This is a genomic window from Bacillus sp. FSL R5-0512, assembly GCF_038593295.1.
In the GTDB taxonomy this organism is placed as follows: Bacteria; Bacillota; Bacilli; order Bacillales; family Bacillaceae; genus Bacillus; species Bacillus safensis.
This window is the reverse complement of sequence record NZ_CP151982.1, coordinates 2,823,178-2,840,814: the sequence shown is the minus strand read 5'-3', so window position 1 is coordinate 2,840,814 and position 17,637 is coordinate 2,823,178. Positions and strand designations below refer to the sequence as shown.

Annotated in this window: 15 protein-coding genes; 14 read left to right on the top strand and 1 reads right to left on the bottom strand. The window is 41.9% G+C overall.

The features are described from left to right. The first annotated feature begins 45 nt into the window (after positions 1-45). The 5 genes from essC (at position 46) to NSQ25_RS14680 (ending at position 9,578) form a co-directional block, all read left to right on the top strand. On the top strand, positions 46-4,521 hold the full coding sequence (gene essC / locus NSQ25_RS14700; RefSeq protein ID WP_326135729.1) for a type VII secretion protein EssC: 4,476 nt from the start codon (positions 46-48) through the stop codon (positions 4,519-4,521). Continuing rightward, positions 4,518-7,427, top strand: coding sequence for a type VII secretion protein EsaA (gene esaA, locus NSQ25_RS14695; RefSeq protein WP_326135727.1), 2,910 nt, complete (start codon positions 4,518-4,520; stop codon positions 7,425-7,427). The genes essC and esaA overlap by 4 nt, the downstream gene beginning before the upstream one ends. Continuing rightward, complete coding sequence (essA, locus tag NSQ25_RS14690; protein WP_326135726.1) at positions 7,417-7,902, top strand: type VII secretion protein EssA; 486 nt, start codon at positions 7,417-7,419, stop codon at positions 7,900-7,902. Before esaA ends, essA begins: the two co-directional genes overlap by 11 nt. 99 nt (positions 7,903-8,001) lie before the next feature. Next, entirely contained in the window at positions 8,002-8,745 is a 744-nt protein-coding gene (locus NSQ25_RS14685) for a (S)-benzoin forming benzil reductase (protein ID WP_326135350.1), read from the top strand. Positions 8,746-9,044: 299 nt separating this feature from the next. Continuing rightward, positions 9,045-9,578 carry an HD domain-containing protein gene (locus NSQ25_RS14680; RefSeq protein ID WP_024423336.1) on the top strand — a complete coding sequence of 178 codons (534 nt, stop codon included), beginning with the start codon at positions 9,045-9,047 and terminating at the stop codon, positions 9,576-9,578. Here the strand turns inward: NSQ25_RS14680 and NSQ25_RS14675 are convergent. Next, positions 9,575-11,062 carry an alpha/beta hydrolase gene (locus NSQ25_RS14675; RefSeq protein WP_227001681.1) on the bottom strand — a complete coding sequence of 496 codons (1,488 nt, stop codon included), beginning with the start codon at positions 11,060-11,062 and terminating at the stop codon, positions 9,575-9,577. The two genes, NSQ25_RS14680 and NSQ25_RS14675, sit on opposite strands and share 4 nt — an antisense overlap. A gap of 176 nt (positions 11,063-11,238) precedes the next feature. Here NSQ25_RS14675 and NSQ25_RS14670 point away from each other — a divergent pair, with 176 nt between their 5' ends. The 9 genes from NSQ25_RS14670 to NSQ25_RS14630 all read left to right on the top strand — a co-directional run bounded on the left by NSQ25_RS14670 (position 11,239) and on the right by NSQ25_RS14630 (position 17,615). After that, complete coding sequence (locus NSQ25_RS14670; RefSeq protein ID WP_034282580.1) at positions 11,239-11,475, top strand: YuzF family protein; 237 nt, start codon at positions 11,239-11,241, stop codon at positions 11,473-11,475. A 183-nt stretch (positions 11,476-11,658) separates the two neighbouring features. Continuing rightward, on the top strand, positions 11,659-12,762 hold the full coding sequence (locus tag NSQ25_RS14665) for an AI-2E family transporter (RefSeq protein ID WP_034282578.1): 1,104 nt from the start codon (positions 11,659-11,661) through the stop codon (positions 12,760-12,762). Positions 12,763-12,828: 66 nt separating this feature from the next. After that, a complete protein-coding gene (locus NSQ25_RS14660) occupies positions 12,829-13,050 on the top strand; it encodes a spore germination protein (RefSeq protein ID WP_003213446.1) in 222 nt (73 codons plus the stop codon). 98 nt (positions 13,051-13,148) lie between these two features. Continuing rightward, positions 13,149-13,370, top strand: a complete 222-nt coding sequence (locus NSQ25_RS14655) for a spore germination protein (protein ID WP_024425952.1) — start codon at positions 13,149-13,151, stop codon at positions 13,368-13,370. 96 nt (positions 13,371-13,466) lie between these two features. Continuing rightward, complete coding sequence (locus NSQ25_RS14650) at positions 13,467-13,715, top strand: YueH family protein (protein WP_024423330.1); 249 nt, start codon at positions 13,467-13,469, stop codon at positions 13,713-13,715. Positions 13,716-13,742: 27 nt separating this feature from the next. Continuing rightward, the gene (locus NSQ25_RS14645; RefSeq protein WP_326135724.1) at positions 13,743-14,159 is read left to right on the top strand and encodes a YueI family protein; all 417 of its coding nucleotides are present in this window, start codon (positions 13,743-13,745) and stop codon (positions 14,157-14,159) included. Between the two features lie 50 nt (positions 14,160-14,209). Continuing rightward, positions 14,210-14,761: an isochorismatase family cysteine hydrolase gene (locus tag NSQ25_RS14640; RefSeq protein ID WP_024425949.1), complete on the top strand. Its 552-nt coding sequence runs from the start codon at positions 14,210-14,212 to the stop codon at positions 14,759-14,761. A gap of 17 nt (positions 14,762-14,778) precedes the next feature. Beyond that, entirely contained in the window at positions 14,779-16,251 is a 1,473-nt protein-coding gene (locus NSQ25_RS14635) for a nicotinate phosphoribosyltransferase (protein ID WP_024423327.1), read from the top strand. A 137-nt stretch (positions 16,252-16,388) separates the two neighbouring features. Beyond that, positions 16,389-17,615: an HDOD domain-containing protein gene (locus tag NSQ25_RS14630; protein ID WP_024423326.1), complete on the top strand. Its 1,227-nt coding sequence runs from the start codon at positions 16,389-16,391 to the stop codon at positions 17,613-17,615. Positions 17,616-17,637 lie beyond the last annotated feature (22 nt).

The following is a 17,637-nucleotide window of genomic DNA, read 5'->3' as shown; positions in this document are numbered from 1 at the left end:
CGATACAACTGACAGTTGGTGCTGTCCCATGAGGAGGTGGAGCGTTTGAGTCTTCTTTGGGTTTTTTATGAGGAGGATTATCAAACTGTCCGTTTAGATGAGCAGTTCAATCGAGAAGCTCTGATAGGACCTGAAATAGAGCATACGGTGACAATCCCTTCACTTTCGTTTGATGAAGGGGTCATTCGTTTATCTCCTGAAGAACCGAATGATGGTTTTTATATTTATCAGGGAGATGAGAAAAAGGGCAAATTACTTCCACATGAACCATATCAGCTTGGTTCACTTACACTTATTTTAATGGATGCACATCATGATCAACATATTTATTACCTAGGAAATAGAGTGGAGCTGTCTTTTTCACGTGAAGAGAAAGATGAGATAGATGTGTGGAAAGAACAAGCCCATTCCATGTTTCAAGATGCCAGCCAGTTCACTTTAGAGAAAATTGAAGGAACATGGTATGTCATGCCTCAAGACGAGAAGATTTACGTGAACGGAAAGAAAATTCACGGTCCAGAGAAGGTATATGCAGGAGATGAGCTGTTCTGGAACTTTCTGACGGTGACATTTAAAGACGATGATTTATTACAGGTGACAGCTTACGAACCTTTTCATACACGTTTGGAAAAAACAAGACCGCCAAGTACGGAAACAAAACAAAAATACCCTTCATACAGACGTACACCGCGTTTGATTTATGATTTGCCAGATGACAGGGTATCCTTTAGCTTTCCTTCGCAGGAGAGTGAAAATAACAGCAGAGGGCTTTGGCTTGTTGTCCTTCCGCCGCTTGTGATGCTCCTTGTGATGGGGATTGTTGCCCTAATCCAGCCGCGCGGAATCTTTATTATCGTGTCGATGGCGATGTTTATCATGACGTTAATTACATCGTCCGTTCAATACTTTAAGGAAAAATCACAGCGCAAAAGACGAGAAGAGAAGCGTCAGCGAGTCTACTCTCTTTATTTAGAAAATAAGCGGAAAGAGCTGCAGGAGCTGTATGACCGCCAGCAATATATTTTGACGTATCATTATCCGTCATTTGAACAAATGAAGTATTTAACATCAGAAATCAGCGGACGCATTTGGGAAAAGACGCTTGTGAGTGACGACTTCTTGCACCTGCGTCTTGGCACAGGCGCAGTCCCATCAAGCTACGAATTATCGATGAGCGGCGGCGATATGGCCAATCGAGATATTGATGACTTAATGGAACAAACGCAGCACATGCAAAAAGTATATCGTGAAGTGAAGAATGTCCCGATTACATTCGGTCTTGCGGATGGTCCAACAGGATTAATTGGGAAGCCTGCGATTGTGAAAAATGAGCTTCATCAGCTTGTCGGACAGCTTGCTTTCTCGCACAGCTATCACGATTTAAGATTTGTCTTTATCTTTCATGAGCAAGAGTATGAGAAATGGGAATGGATGAAATGGCTTCCGCACTTCCAGCTGCCTCATACATATGGCAAAGGGTTTATTTACAACGAACAAACACGCGATCAGCTGTTGTCCTCGATTTATGAAATTTTACGCGAGCGTGATTTAGAAGAAGAAAAAGAGAAGAAAATCTTTACGCCTCATTTTGTGTTCATCGTGACAAATCATGAGCTCATTGCCGAGCATGTGATTTTAGAATACTTAGAAGGCAGCCGGACAGATCTTGGTATCTCCATCATCTTTGCAGCAGAAACAAAGGAAAGCTTAGCTGAAAATATTTCGACGCTTGTCCGTTATATTAACGAAGAAGAAGGAGATATTCTCATTCAGCACAAAAAGGCAGTACGAATTCCGTTTCAGCTTGATACACATCAGCGCGGCGACAATGAACTGTTTGCCAGAACACTGAGAACATTGGATCATCAAGTTGGTATGACCAATTCGATTCCTGAGACGGTCTCATTCCTTGATCTTTTCCATGCCAAACAGGTAGATGACATTGGCATTCGTGAAAAATGGCTGACTTCAGAAACGGCCAAATCATTATCAGTGCCAATCGGTTATAAGGGGAAAAACGACATTGTCGATCTGAACCTGCATGAAAAAGCGCACGGCCCGCACGGACTGTTGGCGGGGACAACGGGATCAGGGAAAAGTGAATTTTTACAGACGTATATTTTATCGCTCGCTGTACATTTTCACCCGCATGAAGTTGCTTTTCTGTTGATTGACTATAAAGGAGGCGGAATGGCGCAGCCGTTTCGAAATATTCCTCATTTACTTGGAACGATCACCAATATTGAAGGCAGCAAGAACTTTAGTGAAAGAGCGCTTGCCTCAATTAAAAGTGAATTGAAGAAAAGGCAGCGGCTGTTTGATCAGTATCACGTGAATCACATCAATGATTATACGAAGCTCTACAAGGAGAAAAAGGCTGAGCAGGCAATGCCTCACTTGTTCTTAATCTCTGATGAGTTTGCTGAATTAAAAAGTGAAGAGCCAGACTTTATTAGGGAGCTTGTCAGCGCTGCACGTATCGGCCGAAGCCTTGGGGTCCATCTCATTTTGGCTACCCAAAAGCCAGGCGGGGTCATTGATGACCAGATTTGGAGTAACTCCCGTTTTAAGGTCGCACTAAAAGTACAAGATGCGTCAGACAGTAAGGAAATTTTGAAAAATAGTGATGCAGCGTCCATTACGGTCACAGGCCGCGGTTATTTACAAGTGGGCAACAATGAAATTTATGAATTGTTCCAATCGGCTTGGAGCGGTGCACCATATATGGAAGATGGCTACGGCTCAGAAGATGACATTGCCATTGTGACAGATACTGGTCTTATTCCGTTATCAGGGGTAAGCACAGAGCCAGCAGTGAAAAAAGAGACAGTGACGGAGATTTCCGCTGTTGTGGATGAAATTGAACGTATGCAGCAGGAGCTTGGAATTGAGAAGCTGCCAAGTCCATGGCTTCCACCGCTTGAAGAACGGATTCCAAAAACGCGTTATGCGTCGAGTGAAGAGCATGTCTTCCATTTTGCGCTTGTTGATGAACCAGATCAGCAAAGCCAGCATCCACTTTCTTATCAAATGATGGAAGATGGGAACATTGGCATCTTCGGTTCCTCCGGCTACGGCAAATCACTTGCTGCTACAACACTGCTGATGAGCTTTGCGGAGAGGTATTCACCTGAAGAATGGCACGCATATATTTATGATTTCGGAAACGGAACATTGCTTCCGTTAGCCAAACTGCCGCATACGGCGGATTATTTCTTAATGGATCAGATGAGAAAGATCCAAAAATCAATGAAGCGTCTGCGGGAAGAGGTTGAATATCGCAAGCGGTTATTTAGACAGCAAGAAATGAGTCATATCAAAATGTACAACGCCTTAAATGAGAAAAAGCTTCCGTTCATTTTTATCGTGATTGACAACTTTGACATTGTGAAAGACGAAATGCATGATCTCGAATCTGAATTTATTCAGCTGAGCCGTGACGGACAATCACTAGGTATATACTTCTTGATTACAGCAACCCGGGTAAATGCAGTGCGTCAATCGCTGATGAACAATTTGAAAACAAAGATTGTCCATTACTTAATGGATCAAGGAGAGGCGTACTCGATTATTGGCAGACCGAAATTCAGCTTAGAGCCGATCCCAGGACGAGTCATTATTAACAAAGAAGAGCTTTATTTTGCGCAAATGTTTCTGCCAGTTGAAGGAGAGAACGATCTCGAATTGTTTGAGCATTTGAAACAAGAGATACAGCTACTTCATGACCGCTTTGAAGCATCCGAAAAACCAAAGCCTGTGCCAATGCTTCCTGATAAGCTGACAGTTTGGGAGCTTGAGAGTCGTTTAGATGAACAAAAACCGCCTTATGACATTCCAGTCGGATTAGATGAGGAATCTGTGGCACCTGTTTATTTTGACTTGAAAAAGAATAAACATTGTCTCATCATCGGTCAAACGCAGCGCGGGAAAACAAATGTGACAAAACTGATGCTCGATCAGCTTTTAGTGGCAAAGCCTGAAAAGCTGGCTGTCTTTGATTCAATTGATCGAGGTCTATCCCATTATGCAAAAGAAGAGAACATTGATTACCTTGAAACAAAAGATGATATCACCGAATGGGCAGAAGAAATGGACCGCATATTCAAGGTGCGGGAAGAAATGTATGTCGAAGCTGTGCGCCAAGGGGAGACCGATCAGCTGTCATTTCCTCAAATTGTGCTTGTGATTGATGGCATTACGCGTTTTCAGCAGACGATCGATCCGCGTCTTCAAGATCAATTGGCTGATTTCATGAAGTCATATGCACACCTAGGCTTCAGCCTGATTGCATCAGGGAATCATACCGAGTTCAGTAAGGGCTATGATGCACTCACAAACGAAATCAAACAAGTTCGTCATGCTATGTTACTCATGAAAAAATCAGAGCAAAACATCATACCGCTCCCGTATGCAAGACAAGAACCAGAGATTCAGCCAGGCTTCGGGTATTTGGTTGAAAACGGAAAAGAGAAGAAAATCCAGGTTCCTTTATGTGCGGTAGAAAGGAAGAGTGTTCAATGACAGAGCAGCAAAAAAGCTCCATCAAAATCGTATCCACCATGATATTGATTCTTGTGCTGCCGGTTTTATTTTTCCACCTGATTGGAGATGACCCGGCAAAACAGAAGAAGAATGCCACACGAAATATTGCAGTGGTCAATGAGGATATGGGAGCGAGCGAAAGTGAAAACACGGCTCGTTTCGGACAGGATGTTGTGGCAGCATTGTCAGAGCGTCCTGATTATACATGGACTGTAGTGAATCGCAGTGCGGCGGAAAATGGACTGAAAAACAGAAAATATGACGCTGTCCTTTATATTCCGTCTGATTTCTCTAAAAATGTGCTGAGCTATGATAAAGACCATCCTGAAAAGGCGTCCATTCAATTTTCAATTCAAGATCAGCTCAATGCAGTCAATAAAGAGAAAGTGCAAAGAGAGCTGGAAAATGCACAAAAGAAAATGAATGAACAGATGTCGACGCTATACTGGAGTTTTGTATCACAGGAAATCGGCAATGTAAGAGAAGAGTTTGAGCATATTGTCGGCAAAGAAGTCGAATTCCAAAACACGATGTACAACTTCTATAAACCGAACTCAAACAAACTATCAGATGCCGTCCAGCAGCAGAAGAAACAAATAGAAGAATTAAAAAATGCGATGGCCGATTCACAGAAAGAGTATAAAGACGGCTTGAGTACAACAGAAGAAGCAAAGAACCAGTTAAAGGACTTTGTGAAAGCAGTCGATCAATATCAGCAGTATCAAGACAAACAAAAGGATCTCTTGATCAAAGCGCAATCAGCAAGTCAAAAGCAAATCCAGCAAGGGCTCAAACAACTCGCTGACATTCAAAACCAAAATGCCCGCAGCTTTAGTGATCAAATGGGCGGACTAAAAACAGACATCAACGGGGTACAAAGTCAGCTGAAAACAACGGACAGCGCCATCCAATCTGTTCAAAAGTCGAGAGAAGACGTTATTCCTAAGCAATCCACGGGGTTAAAGGAACTTGTGAAGACGTCTCAGGAAGAACTGATTAGAAATTATGAAGCTCAATATCTTGCATACATAGGGGATAAAATTACTCCATTGCAAGAGCAATTGAAAGCTTCAAGAAAGGCATTGCTTGAAGCAGAGAAACCGAAAGAGGATCCGAATGAGGATTCGAATAATCAAGGTGAAGACCAAAAAGACTCGACAGACGATTTGAAAATCGATCTTGAAGAAGAGATGAAGAAATTAACTGAAATCTCAACAGAAATAAATCAAGTGGCAGATGAGTTGTCTGGAAATGAAGAAACGCCACCTACTTCAGAAAATGGTGAAGAAAATCCAGAACAAACTGAGGAAACCAAATCAACGTCAGTTCAATCAAAAGAGCAACTAAAAGCACTGTCCCTAAAATTAGAAGAAGTGAAAAAGAATATCGAGGAGAAAACCACAGCTCATAATGATCAATTACAAGGAAAAGTCGATCTTTTGAGTAAAGTATTAAAATCTTTAACAGATAAAATAGATAAACTAGAAGAAAAAATAATAAGAATAGAAACTAGCAACAATAAAAACATAAGTGATATAAAGAAATCCATCATCAAACAAGAATCTGCTATTACAAGAAAATTAGAACGAATAGAAACAACTCAATCTCCATTAAATCAATATACATCGAAAATGGATAAACTTAGGGATTTTAATACAAAATCAGAAAATGCATCAGAATTATTAAAGTATTCAAATGAATTAGTACATTATGAAGCATTACTTAACAGCTTCTATCAAGAGAAGGATCCTTCTTCTTTGGTCGACACCAAACCAGATGAAATCCAGTCCATCCTCTCCATCAAAAAAGAAGAAACTGAAAACTGGGATAAGCTCAAAAACCAGATGCTGACATCAAACGATGATGTGTCTACTTTTATTGATGAGATGCAGAAGTTTTCAGATGGTTATGCGGAGTACATTACGACTCAGCAGGCAAGCATGGAACAGGAATTACAGACAATTTCTGAAAGTGCGGACAATGTAGCTGAGCAAATGGCTGATCAAGGAGATGCGGTGTATACAGCAGACCTTGCAGGCAGTTCAATTGTTGTCAGTGCACAGGATTCAATTGGTCAGGAAGTGCTTCGTCTTTCTGAAAATATGAGTTCGTTAACCGACCGCCAAAAAGGGGTGGCGGATTATACGAATAACATTGAAGAGAGTGTCACAACAGTTCAAGAGAAAGCAGATACGCTGAATGAAAACTGGAGCAAGAATGTCGATTCTACAAAACTTGTTCAGCAAGATTTAAAGGGTATTTTAGGAAATACATTAAGTGATCAAGGCAACAGCAACTATGTGTATAACCATTTAGCCAATCCGCTGAAAATCAGCGGCGATGTGCCGGAAGAAAAAACGCAGACTGTACCGCCGGTCGTCATTTTGGTCATTGTGATGATCAGCAGTTTGTTAATTGGCTTTTTCAGCTCGTATTATGCGTCAGCTCCGATGCTGGTCAAAGGTGCACTGTTTGGCATCTTGAATCTATTAGTCGGACTCATGATCAGCTTGTTTGGACTGAACATTTACAAACTTGCAGATGATCAAGCCATTCAATGGTCGATCTTCACCATTTTGTTATTAGTGGCGTGTTCTGCCTTTATTCGCACGGCCTTCCTTTTCGGTTCCATTGCCGGATGGATGGCAGCAACGGCACTGATTTTCTTCTTTGTCGCACCGTTAATTGATTTGGTGATGCCGAATTTCCACTTTACCAATCCAGTGACAGACGTATACCTGTCGATCCAATATGGAAATGGAGACACCTTTGGAATGGGCGTCACAGGGTTAGTGATTTTAACTGTCCTTTTCATGGTCGTACCGCTTGTGAAAAAGCTATGGAAAGATAAAACAGAGGAACGTGATGTGACTCATGAAGCTTAATCTATTCGTGAAAGGGGCGGCACTCGCTGCCGTTTCCCTTTTTCTCCTCATCCCTGCTGCTTTCGCTGCTGGTGAAGACACGGATACGAATGTCAAGCCGAATGAATATCAGGAAAAGGAACTTAATATTAACTCGAGTATATTGAGGGATCAAACGAAATACGAACAAAGCAAAACGACGTCAAAAATCAAAACAGACATTCATTTTGCTGAACCGCCCAAAGCCCCGGGGGGATCTCTTTCTCCGCAGCTTTTTAGTGATCTAAAGGAGAACCCGCCCAAAACACCAGCTCGTATGATGAAAGAGATGAATATCTCTTTTAGTGATTCGGCTGTATCAGCACCATCTGAGGATGATCATGAGAAGGAGACATCGGCACTGCTTCCGATGATCTTTGGTTTCTTGATAGCCCTTGGTCTCGTTGTGATGATCATCCTGATTCCAAAGGTGAATGTGAAGGCTGAAAAGAAATAGTCTGTCTCTTTTAATAGAGGCAGGCTTTTCTTTATGCAGATTGCTTGATGTCATACCGTTTCACTACGTAAAATAGTGATATCAAGGGAGGAGATTGTCATTCGAATTTCAATCGTTACAGGCGGATCAAAAGGCTTTGGCTTAGCACTTGTGAACAGGCTGCTTTCACGCGGGGATCATGTGTACACAGCAGCAAGAAGTGCATCGCCCATATCCCATCCGAAGCTTACACATACCCAGGTTGATCTGACCGATGAAGAAGCAGCGGCCAAATGGATTCAAGATAGTCTCACGCCGCAAACTCTGGCAGATGCTGATGACATCTTACTTGTCAACAATGCAGGAATGGTCACACCTATCAAGCGCGTTGGACAAGGCGGACAGGATACGCTTCATCAGCATTACAAGCTGAATCTTGTCATTCCTGTTTTACTGAGCCATATGTTTGCTAAGCAGACTCAATCATTTAACGGAAAGAAAACGATCGTTCATCTTTCTTCTGGAGCGGCGAAAAACCCATATAAAGGCTGGAGTGCGTATTGCAGTTCAAAGGCAGGACTCGACATGTTTATGAGGACTTTTCATGAGGAACAGCAGGACGAGGCGCATCCGATCAACACGTTTTCCTTTTCACCCGGCACGATCGATACAGATATGCAGGGGGAAATTCGGAAGTCATCAAAACAAGACTTTGAACAAATAGACCGTTTTCAGCAATTATATGAAACAGGCACGCTGAAGAGCCCAGATGAAGTCGCAGGTATTTTGCTCGATCTTTTAGCGGATGATCCAGCTGGCGGATGTGTCTACGATGCACGTGAGTATGTGAAAAAGCAGTCATAACGACTGCTGCAGCGTGAAGAAAAACCCTCGCATTCTGTGTCAGGCCTCGGTGCCGGTGCTCACGAATCTCAAATTCGCTCCGCGCCAGTACTCGGTCTTCCTAGACTTCAAGGGTTTTCATATCACGCTAAAAAGGAGAAAAAAAGCAGTCATAGTGACTGCTTTTTTCGTATTGTACAAGCAAAAACAGCTCATTTGACATAAGCTGTTCTTGAGACTCATAGAAAATATAACAGAACATTTGAGTTTCTTTTCAGAATATGTTAGGATGCTAAAAATATAGATAAGGAGGGGTTTCCATGAGAAAGGTTACATTAATGGATGTTTACACCCATCCAGTCGCTCAAAAATATTTAAATCGGTCAGGAAAAGCCCATGCGATTGCTTGTGCTTATCACGCATTCAAACTGGCGGTGCAGGCTGGGATTAATCCAGATCTCGCTGTGAAAGCAGCCCTCTTGCATGACATTGGCCACTATGAATGGTATACAGCTGGCGGAGAATGGGATTACGAGACATATAGACGGAATGATATTCATGCCATTAAAGGCGCAGAGCGGGCTCACAAACTGCTCATACGCCTCGGTGAGGAACCAAAGGCAGCCAAAGATATTGCGCTTGCGATTCTGCTTCATACAGATTCATATTTGCCAGAGGGCGACCTTCATAAGGACACACTTCAGCAAATCGTCAAGAAGGCAGATGAAATGGATGAAGAGCCTGGCGGACATCACCATTACAGACAAATAGACGAATCACTTGCAATGAAAAAAATCACGGAATTGGATCAAAAAGTGCAGCAGGCACTTCAGCCTATGAAACGCTCTGTTTAGTATGGAATGTCTCCATGAATATTTCCATCCTGATCGACATACAATGTGCGAATAACGGTACGGTTAAATGCAGATGTACCTGATGCAGTGAGTCCGGTGTAATGAACCGTGACAGAATAAGCACCTTCTTTTTTCAATTCAACAGCGGATGAAGCAGTTGTTTTGAGTGGATGATCTTTTTGGGCATCCTTAAAGTAAAAGGTTTCTACTTTCTTGCTTAATCGTTTAATCAGACCGCTTGAATGGGTCGATGCATCATCCCCTGATTTCGCTGCCTCTGCTTTGATTTCGTCATTTAATGGTGAATCAAAGGATACGAGCAGCAAATAAGGAGCCTTTTTTCCTGAATTTGATCGAATCGTCCATTTTCCAGGAACGGGTTTATTGATTTGCACATGGTGCGAAAATGCGCCTTCATATGGGAAAGATGCTTCCGATGTCTTCAGATTTGTTAAGACGTCTCCATTTGGGGCGATGATTTCTGGCCGCGCCTCATGCCTTTCATTTAACCACTGAATCGATAAGCCATTCGTTCCTTCCTCTACATAGAACGCTTCTGTTTTATCCTTTTCACTTTCACCGCCTTTCACATAAACATCTGTATTCAGCTCAGTAGAGTTCGGGCTCTCTATATTTTCTTTTTCAGCGCTTGCGGCATTTGCCAGTAGCTGATGCTGAAACACAGGGAACATGCTTGTGCCGTTTTTAATGGAGTTGTGATCCCATTTCCCTGTTAAAATATTGTTTGCATATGATAGTCTTGTGCTGCTTACCGTGACGGCGCCATCATTTGCACCAAAGCTCTTTAAATACATGCCGCCTAAATACAGCACCCCGCCAAATGTTCCCCATTCCGATCCCGAATACGTGATGTATTTTTGAGGAAACTTCTCCAGCTTGTCGGTTTCACTTCGAAAAGCTGCCATGAGCCCCGTTTGCAAAGAATAGAGCGCGTCGCTTTTTTGTCCAAGAATTTCTGCGAGCCAGCTTCCGCCCTTGCTATACGCTAAATCTGCCAGCGGCGTCCCGTAATGAGGGGAGCCGAGTGTGATGACCTTCTCTACATATGGATGGGCATCGTGATACACGAGTGCGGACTGTGTATCCACCCCGCCTTTACTATGACCAATCACAATAAGTTTTCGACCGAACACATCATAGATTTCTTTTAACTTTTCTGCTAATAGTTTGCCATTCTTTTTCGTATCCTGATCTGGATACAAATCTATGAATGCGCTTTCGTATCCGTTCAGAACAGCTTGCTTTGCCATGTCGTTTCGGTCGAACCATGTGGAGGAGGAGCTGTTAATGCCGTGAACAAAAACAAGTGGTGGTTTTGACTCGTCTTTTTGAACCGGCTCTTCTCCTTTAAACCACTTTCCTGGTGTCCCAGGTTCATCTCCAATTGATCCTGCATACGCATAACTTGCAAAGGAAAAAAAGAGCATGACAGCAGCGAGACAGATGAGTTTTTTCAAGATCATTCACCTCTTCAAATGATTTAAGTTGTTGGCAGCACCAATCTATTATACTTCCGAAAAATGTAAAATTGAATAAAATGTTAAAATATGGTATTTGAGTTGTGGGTTTGCCCTGAGTGACATTCACATGGGTCATTGCATACGATGTGGGTAAATACACAAGTAAAGGGGCAGGTAGGATGGCACAACAAGGAAGTCCGCAGCTTGTTTCATTAGTTGATCCATATGTTTATCAAACATTGCAGAAAGTGATCGGTATGAGATTGATTGTTCAAACAGTGAAAGATACAGTGCGCGGAAAATTGAAGGAAGTCATGCCGGATCATATTGTCATTGAGGCGGGGACAAAATCAGTTTTTTATGTGCGGATCCAGCAAATTGTATCGGTGATGCCTGATCACAGTGAAAGAGTGTAAAAAGCAGACGCAAAGGTGTCTGCTTTTTTCACGCTTATAGAATGTATATCTGGAAAAAGTGCATGATATACCAATTGTTCTTTTTTTTACAAAAAATAAGGTTCTAAAACAAGAAGCAGTTGACAGAAGGTGGGTGGAATAGTAGTTTTTTAATAAGATCAATACGTAACAGGAGGAGCATCTTTGTTAAAATCTAAAGTTCATTTTTGGACATTCCAAATATTACTTGTTTTACTCATTGTTTATGTATCTACAAAGGTTTCGTTTTTATTTCAGCCGATTATTTTATTTGCATCTACCTTGTTTGTTCCCATCTTGCTGGCTGGAATTCTCTTTTTCATCTTTAATCCAATTGTTCGATTTTTGTCCAGGAAAATTCCTAGGACACTTGCTATCCTGATCATTTATCTTTTGTTCATCGGACTCATCACGTTCATTGTGAATGCTGCGGGACCGGTTATTGTCACGCAGGTTGGTGGACTTGTCAAAAGCTTCCCTGGTTATGTGACGGATATGCAGAAATTTATCAACGACTTCTCGCATTCTAAAACATTTACTTGGATGATGAACCAAGATTATGTCTCCGTCTCGAAGTTTGAACAGACAATTGTTTCGACATTAAAAGGTTTGCCGGAAAATATTGCTTCAAGTATGTCTGCTGTGTTTGGTGTGATTGCCAATATTGCTTTAGCTGTGATCACAGTTCCGTTCATTTTGTTTTATATGTTGAAAGACGGACATAAGTTTCCGGACAAGCTCGTTCAATTTTTGCCAATGCCTTACCGTAAGGAAGGATTGAAAATCTTTAAAGAATTAAACGATACGCTTGCAGCTTACATACAAGGGCAGATTGTTGTCTGTTTATTTGTTGGAGTGGCTTGTTTTATCGGATACTTATTAATCGGTGTGAAATATGCGCTCATTCTCGGCATTATCATTGCGGTCACAAATGTGATTCCGTACCTTGGGCCATATCTTGGCGCGGCACCAGCTGTGCTTATTGCGTTTCTTGATTCGCCTGGAAAAGCGGTGGTGACAGTCATTGTCATTCTTGTCGTTCAGCAAATTGACGGAAATGTCATTTCTCCATTGATCATTGGGAAACGCCTCAACACACATCCTTTGACCATCATCCTGCTATTAATTGGGGCAGGAAGCTTTGGCGGAATCCTTGGCATGATTTTTGCGGTCCCTGTCTATGCACTGCTCAAAGCCATCACCTTGAATATTGTCAGATTGGTGCAGCTGCGTCAGCGATCTCGCAAAGAACAGCATTTAAACGTCTAGGACAGATGCACACTTTTTCCCTTCTTGCATAAGATGATTGAGATAAGCAGATAGGGGGAGATTCTGATGCCTGCAATCGTTGGACCTATTCATATCGAGTCGTTAGGAGGAAACGGTGCAGCTACTTTCGGTGATGTCCTGGCCATTGCTCCTTTGGCTGTAGACCACTCTACTGGCGGTGCGGGAGCCTTTAATTCAGGTGATTATATGTCACTTACAAGTGATCCGAATGCCACGATGCTTTGGGACTTTACATTGTTTGGCCAGCCTCAATCATTTAACGCATAGAAAGGCAGCTGATGGTCACAGATCAGCTGTCTTTTTTATTTTTCATACACGTATTTTTGAGCTGGGCATATGATGTGGGGAGAAAAGGTGGTGGAAAGATGCCAGCGATTGTTGGGCCTATTCATATTGACCGTGTGATTGGAAATGGTTCTGCACATTTCGGTGATGTTTTTGCCATTTCGCCAAAAAGTGTCGATCACTCCGCCGGTGGATCAGGTACCTATAATGCAGGGGACTTTGTCCAATTTTTTAGCAGTCCAAACGTTACGTTTATGTGGGATATAGACCTGATCAGCCAGCAAAAGAGCTTTAATGCATAGCCAGCTTTGAAAGGGAATTCCTTTTCAGAAGCTGTCTTTTTTTATGGTACAATGGATATGGATGTAAGAAGAAAAAAGAGGTGTGAACTGAGTCAAATGAAAATTAGAAAAGCACACATCACAAGCGGACAACCAAAGACCTACAATGTATATTTACATGAAAATAAAAAAGAATATAAAACGCTTGTAGCCGTACCTGACATTGAATGGAGTATTTCCATTGCGTATGAGGACGAAAAGGAGCAGCTCATCCATACGCTTGAACAATCCTTAATGGAAAGAGTAGAAACAGACGAAGCCCGTGACCTCGCACTCAAGATTGTGCACTGGGTCACAGAAATGTAAATTTAGAAACCAGGAGTGAACACAGCGATGAAAGAAGAATCCGTAGACTTTTATTTGCAGCAAGGGATATTTGGACATGCTGAAACAAAACCCGATGAACGAAGAATGTTTCTTGGCTCATTAAGGGAACGAGCGCTTCTCGCCCTGACAAAGGGACAGGTATCAAGAAATAAACCGTATCAAGAAGTCGAACAAATATTGAAGGCCAATCGCCAGGCCACAGTTCTTTTAAATGGTGAACTTTCCTATGCTTCTTATTCTCAATATGTCAAAATGGCAAATGCCGCTGGATGTTCCTTTAAAGTGGTGAATCATCACGAAGCGCACTCTCCTTTTGGTCTTGTCATAGAGATGCCTGATGCGGTCAATCAGGAGCATATCTATATAGAGGATGAGCTGTTTCAAAAAGCTTTTTCTCATGAATCTGTGAATAGGTTTCCCTAGTGAAATGAATAAGCTATAATGATTCAAAAGAGCATATGGGAGAGATGCGGATGGGCAAAGCGTTGATTTGTATAGATTATACAGTTGATTTTGTTGCAGACGATGGAAAATTGACATGCGGAAAGCCTGGGCAGGCGATTGAGTCTAAGATCACAGAAATCACTTCTTCATTTATTGATGAAGGCCACTTTGTCGTCTTTGCTGTCGATCATCATGAAGAAGAGGACCCTTATCATCCAGAAACAAAGTTATTTCCGCCCCATAATATTCGCGGAACAGAGGGTATTGAACTTTATGGACAACTAAGTTCACTATTTCACACGTCAAAACATTTAAAACATGTCTACTATATGGAAAAAACAAGATACTCTGCTTTTGCAGGCACTCAATTAGAAATGAAACTGCGCGAGCGCGGCATCACGGAACTTCACTTAGCCGGCGTATGTACCGATATTTGTGTACTTCATACAGCTGTTGATGCGTACAATAAAGGCTTCGAACTTGTGATTCACCAAAATGCTGTGGCGAGTTTTAATGAAGCGGGGCACGAGTGGGCACTTTCTCACTTTGAGCAGTCGCTTGGTGCGAAAGTGGTTAAGTAAGGGAAGGAGAATGGAAGTTGGAGCATCGGTTTAATGACGACAGTTTATCACTACATACAGATCTTTATCAAATTAACATGGCAGAAACGTATTGGAGAGACGGCATTCATGAGAAGAAGGCAGTCTTTGAACTCTTCTTTAGAAAGCTTCCATTTGACAATGGCTTCGCTGTATTTGCTGGCTTAGAGAAAGCGATTGAATATTTATCGGACTTTTCTTTCACCGAAAGCGATCTGGCGTATTTAAAAGATGAACTCGGTTATAAAAGCGATTTCATTGACTATTTAAGCGGATTGTCCTTTACAGGTACACTTCATTCAATGCGAGAAGGGGAAATTGTCTTTGCGAATGAACCGATTATGCGCATCGAGGCAACGCTTGTTGAAGCTCAGTTAATCGAAACGGCATTGCTCAATATCGTGAATTTCCAGACGCTGATTGCAACAAAAGCGGCCCGGATTAAAGGAATCATAGAAGATGAGACAGCATTAGAATTCGGAACAAGACGTGCGCATGAAATGGATGCAGCGATGTGGGGAGCAAGAGCGGCACTCATCGGCGGCTTTCAGGCGACAAGTAATGTTCGTGCTGGGAAACGCTTCAACATACCAGTATCAGGAACACATGCCCACGCACTTGTACAAGCATACCGCGATGAATATACGGCATTTAAAAAATATGCTGAAACACATACAGACTGCGTCTTTTTAGTCGATACGTATGATACCGTCAGATCAGGTATTCCGAATGCGATCAAGGTAGCGAAAGAATTTGGAGATAAAATCAACTTCATTGGTGTCAGACTTGATAGCGGAGACCTTGCATACTTGTCTAAAAAAGCTAGAACAATGCTTGATGAAGCAGGTTTCCATGATGCTAAAGTCATTGCATCAAGCGATCTTGATGAACACACCATTATGAATTTAAAGGCACAGGGCGCCAAAATTGATGTGTGGGGTGTTGGGACAAAACTGATCACAGCATTCGATCAGCCAGCCCTCGGTGCAGTATATAAGCTGGTGTCCATTGAAGAAAACGGCAAAATGAATGATACCATCAAAATTTCATCCAACCCAGAGAAAGTGACAACACCAGGCCGTAAACGTGTGTACCGGATTATCAATCAATTGAATCATCATTCTGAGGGCGACTACATTGCACTTGAAGAGGAAGATGTTCATAGTGAAGATAAACTAAAAATGTTCCATCCTGTGCATACATTTATTAGTAAATTCGTGACGAACTTTGTGGCGAAAGATCTTCACGTCCCGATTTTTGAACAAGGAAAACTTGTCTATGACAATCCGGATATTCAAACGATTCAAGCCTACGTGCAGGACAGTCTTGGACTCTTCTGGGAGGAATACAAACGAATCAGCAAACCAGAAGAATATCCAGTCGATTTGAGTCAAAAATGCTGGGATAATAAAATGCAGTTTATCCATGATGTGAAAAATAAAATCAAAAAAGAGCTTTATGAAAGCGAATGATTTAAAGAAAGGGAGACCATCAAGCCAGGTGGTCTCTTTTTTTTATTTTGACCGATTGAAATTGAACTAAAACCGCAATCATTTGGTATACTGAAAGCACATCTTGTTTGTCATGGCATAAAGGAGGATTGGAGCAGTTGAGGGTGTTTGTTGCGAGACAGCCTATTTTTAACAGAAAAGAACAAGTCGTATCATATGAGCTGCTTTATAGAGATAGTGAAACCAATACATATAGCGCTGAAGACGGTGATCAAGCGACAACGGACCTCATTATCAACAGTTTTCTAAATATCGGCATCGAAACACTGACAGAAGGAAAACGATGCTACATTAATTTCACCGAAAGCTTGCTTTCATCTGATCTGCTCACCTATTTTGATCCGCATCAGCTTGTGATCGAGATATTAGAAAATGTACCGATTACCCCGGCACTTATTATGAGATGTAAGCAGTTAAAAAAATGGGGATATACGATTGCACTCGATGATTTCTTCCTAAACGGAACACATTATAGTGACAAGCTGCTTGAGGAACTCCTCTACTGCATAGATATTTTAAAAATTGACTTTCTGAAAACCACAACGCAAGAACGAAGAGATATTCTGCATTCGTATAAAAAGTATCGCCTTCGATTCCTAGCAGAAAAGGTAGAAACGAGAAGAGAATATGAAGAGGCGCTTGAAGCGGGCTTCCACTTGTTTCAAGGGTATTTCTTTAGTGAGCCGCATGTGATATCGGGACGAGCATTATCGACCAGCTTCCATGCGTACCATCAGCTTTTAAATGAGTTAAGCAAGGACCAGCCGAATATCCAGACCGTGACCCATTTTATTGAAAGTGACCTTTCGCTATCATATCAATTATTAAAAATGCTGAATTCAGGCGGCATGAGACGTCTTTATCAAATTAAAAGTATCCGGCAGGCGATTATCCTGCTTGGGTTTAATGAAATTCGGCGCTGGATCTTTATCCTTTCATTTAAAGAACTGAATGTCCAAGCTAATTCAAGCCAAAAAGAAATCATCAAAATGTCATTCATTCGTGCCAAAACGTGTGAACTGATTGCTTCTCGTACTGAACGAGAGCACCCCGCCTCTTATATGCTGACAGGTATGTTTTCTCTGATTGATACGCTTGTCAGGGCAGATATCACAGAACTTGTGAAGGAACTGCCGCTTTCTGATGAAGTTGGCGAGGCACTGCTTGGCTATGAAAATGATTATTCTTTTGTACTAGGTGTGGCCAAACGTATTGAACGAAATGAATGGGATGATGAGATGTTAGATGGAAATCTCCCGAAACAGGAAGCCTATGGCTGTTATATAGAAGCCATTGAATGGTGCCATAAAATGTTTGAATCTTAAGAAAAGCCGCTCGCGTGAGAGC

What these genes read in the sequence shown, in the direction of transcription:
- esaA (WP_326135727.1), top strand. Translation starts at nt 4,518, where the DNA reads ATGACAGAGCAGCAAAAAAGCTCCATCAAAATCGTATCCACCATGATA.
- essA (WP_326135726.1), top strand. Translation starts at nt 7,417, where the DNA reads ATGAAGCTTAATCTATTCGTGAAAGGGGCGGCACTCGCTGCCGTTTCC.
- NSQ25_RS14680 (WP_024423336.1), top strand. Translation starts at nt 9,045, where the DNA reads ATGAGAAAGGTTACATTAATGGATGTTTACACCCATCCAGTCGCTCAA.
- NSQ25_RS14675 (WP_227001681.1), bottom strand. Translation starts at nt 11,062, where the DNA reads ATGATCTTGAAAAAACTCATCTGTCTCGCTGCTGTCATGCTCTTTTTT.
- NSQ25_RS14670 (WP_034282580.1), top strand. Translation starts at nt 11,239, where the DNA reads ATGGCACAACAAGGAAGTCCGCAGCTTGTTTCATTAGTTGATCCATAT.
- NSQ25_RS14660 (WP_003213446.1), top strand. Translation starts at nt 12,829, where the DNA reads ATGCCTGCAATCGTTGGACCTATTCATATCGAGTCGTTAGGAGGAAAC.
- NSQ25_RS14655 (WP_024425952.1), top strand. Translation starts at nt 13,149, where the DNA reads ATGCCAGCGATTGTTGGGCCTATTCATATTGACCGTGTGATTGGAAAT.
- NSQ25_RS14650 (WP_024423330.1), top strand. Translation starts at nt 13,467, where the DNA reads ATGAAAATTAGAAAAGCACACATCACAAGCGGACAACCAAAGACCTAC.
- NSQ25_RS14645 (WP_326135724.1), top strand. Translation starts at nt 13,743, where the DNA reads ATGAAAGAAGAATCCGTAGACTTTTATTTGCAGCAAGGGATATTTGGA.
- NSQ25_RS14640 (WP_024425949.1), top strand. Translation starts at nt 14,210, where the DNA reads ATGGGCAAAGCGTTGATTTGTATAGATTATACAGTTGATTTTGTTGCA.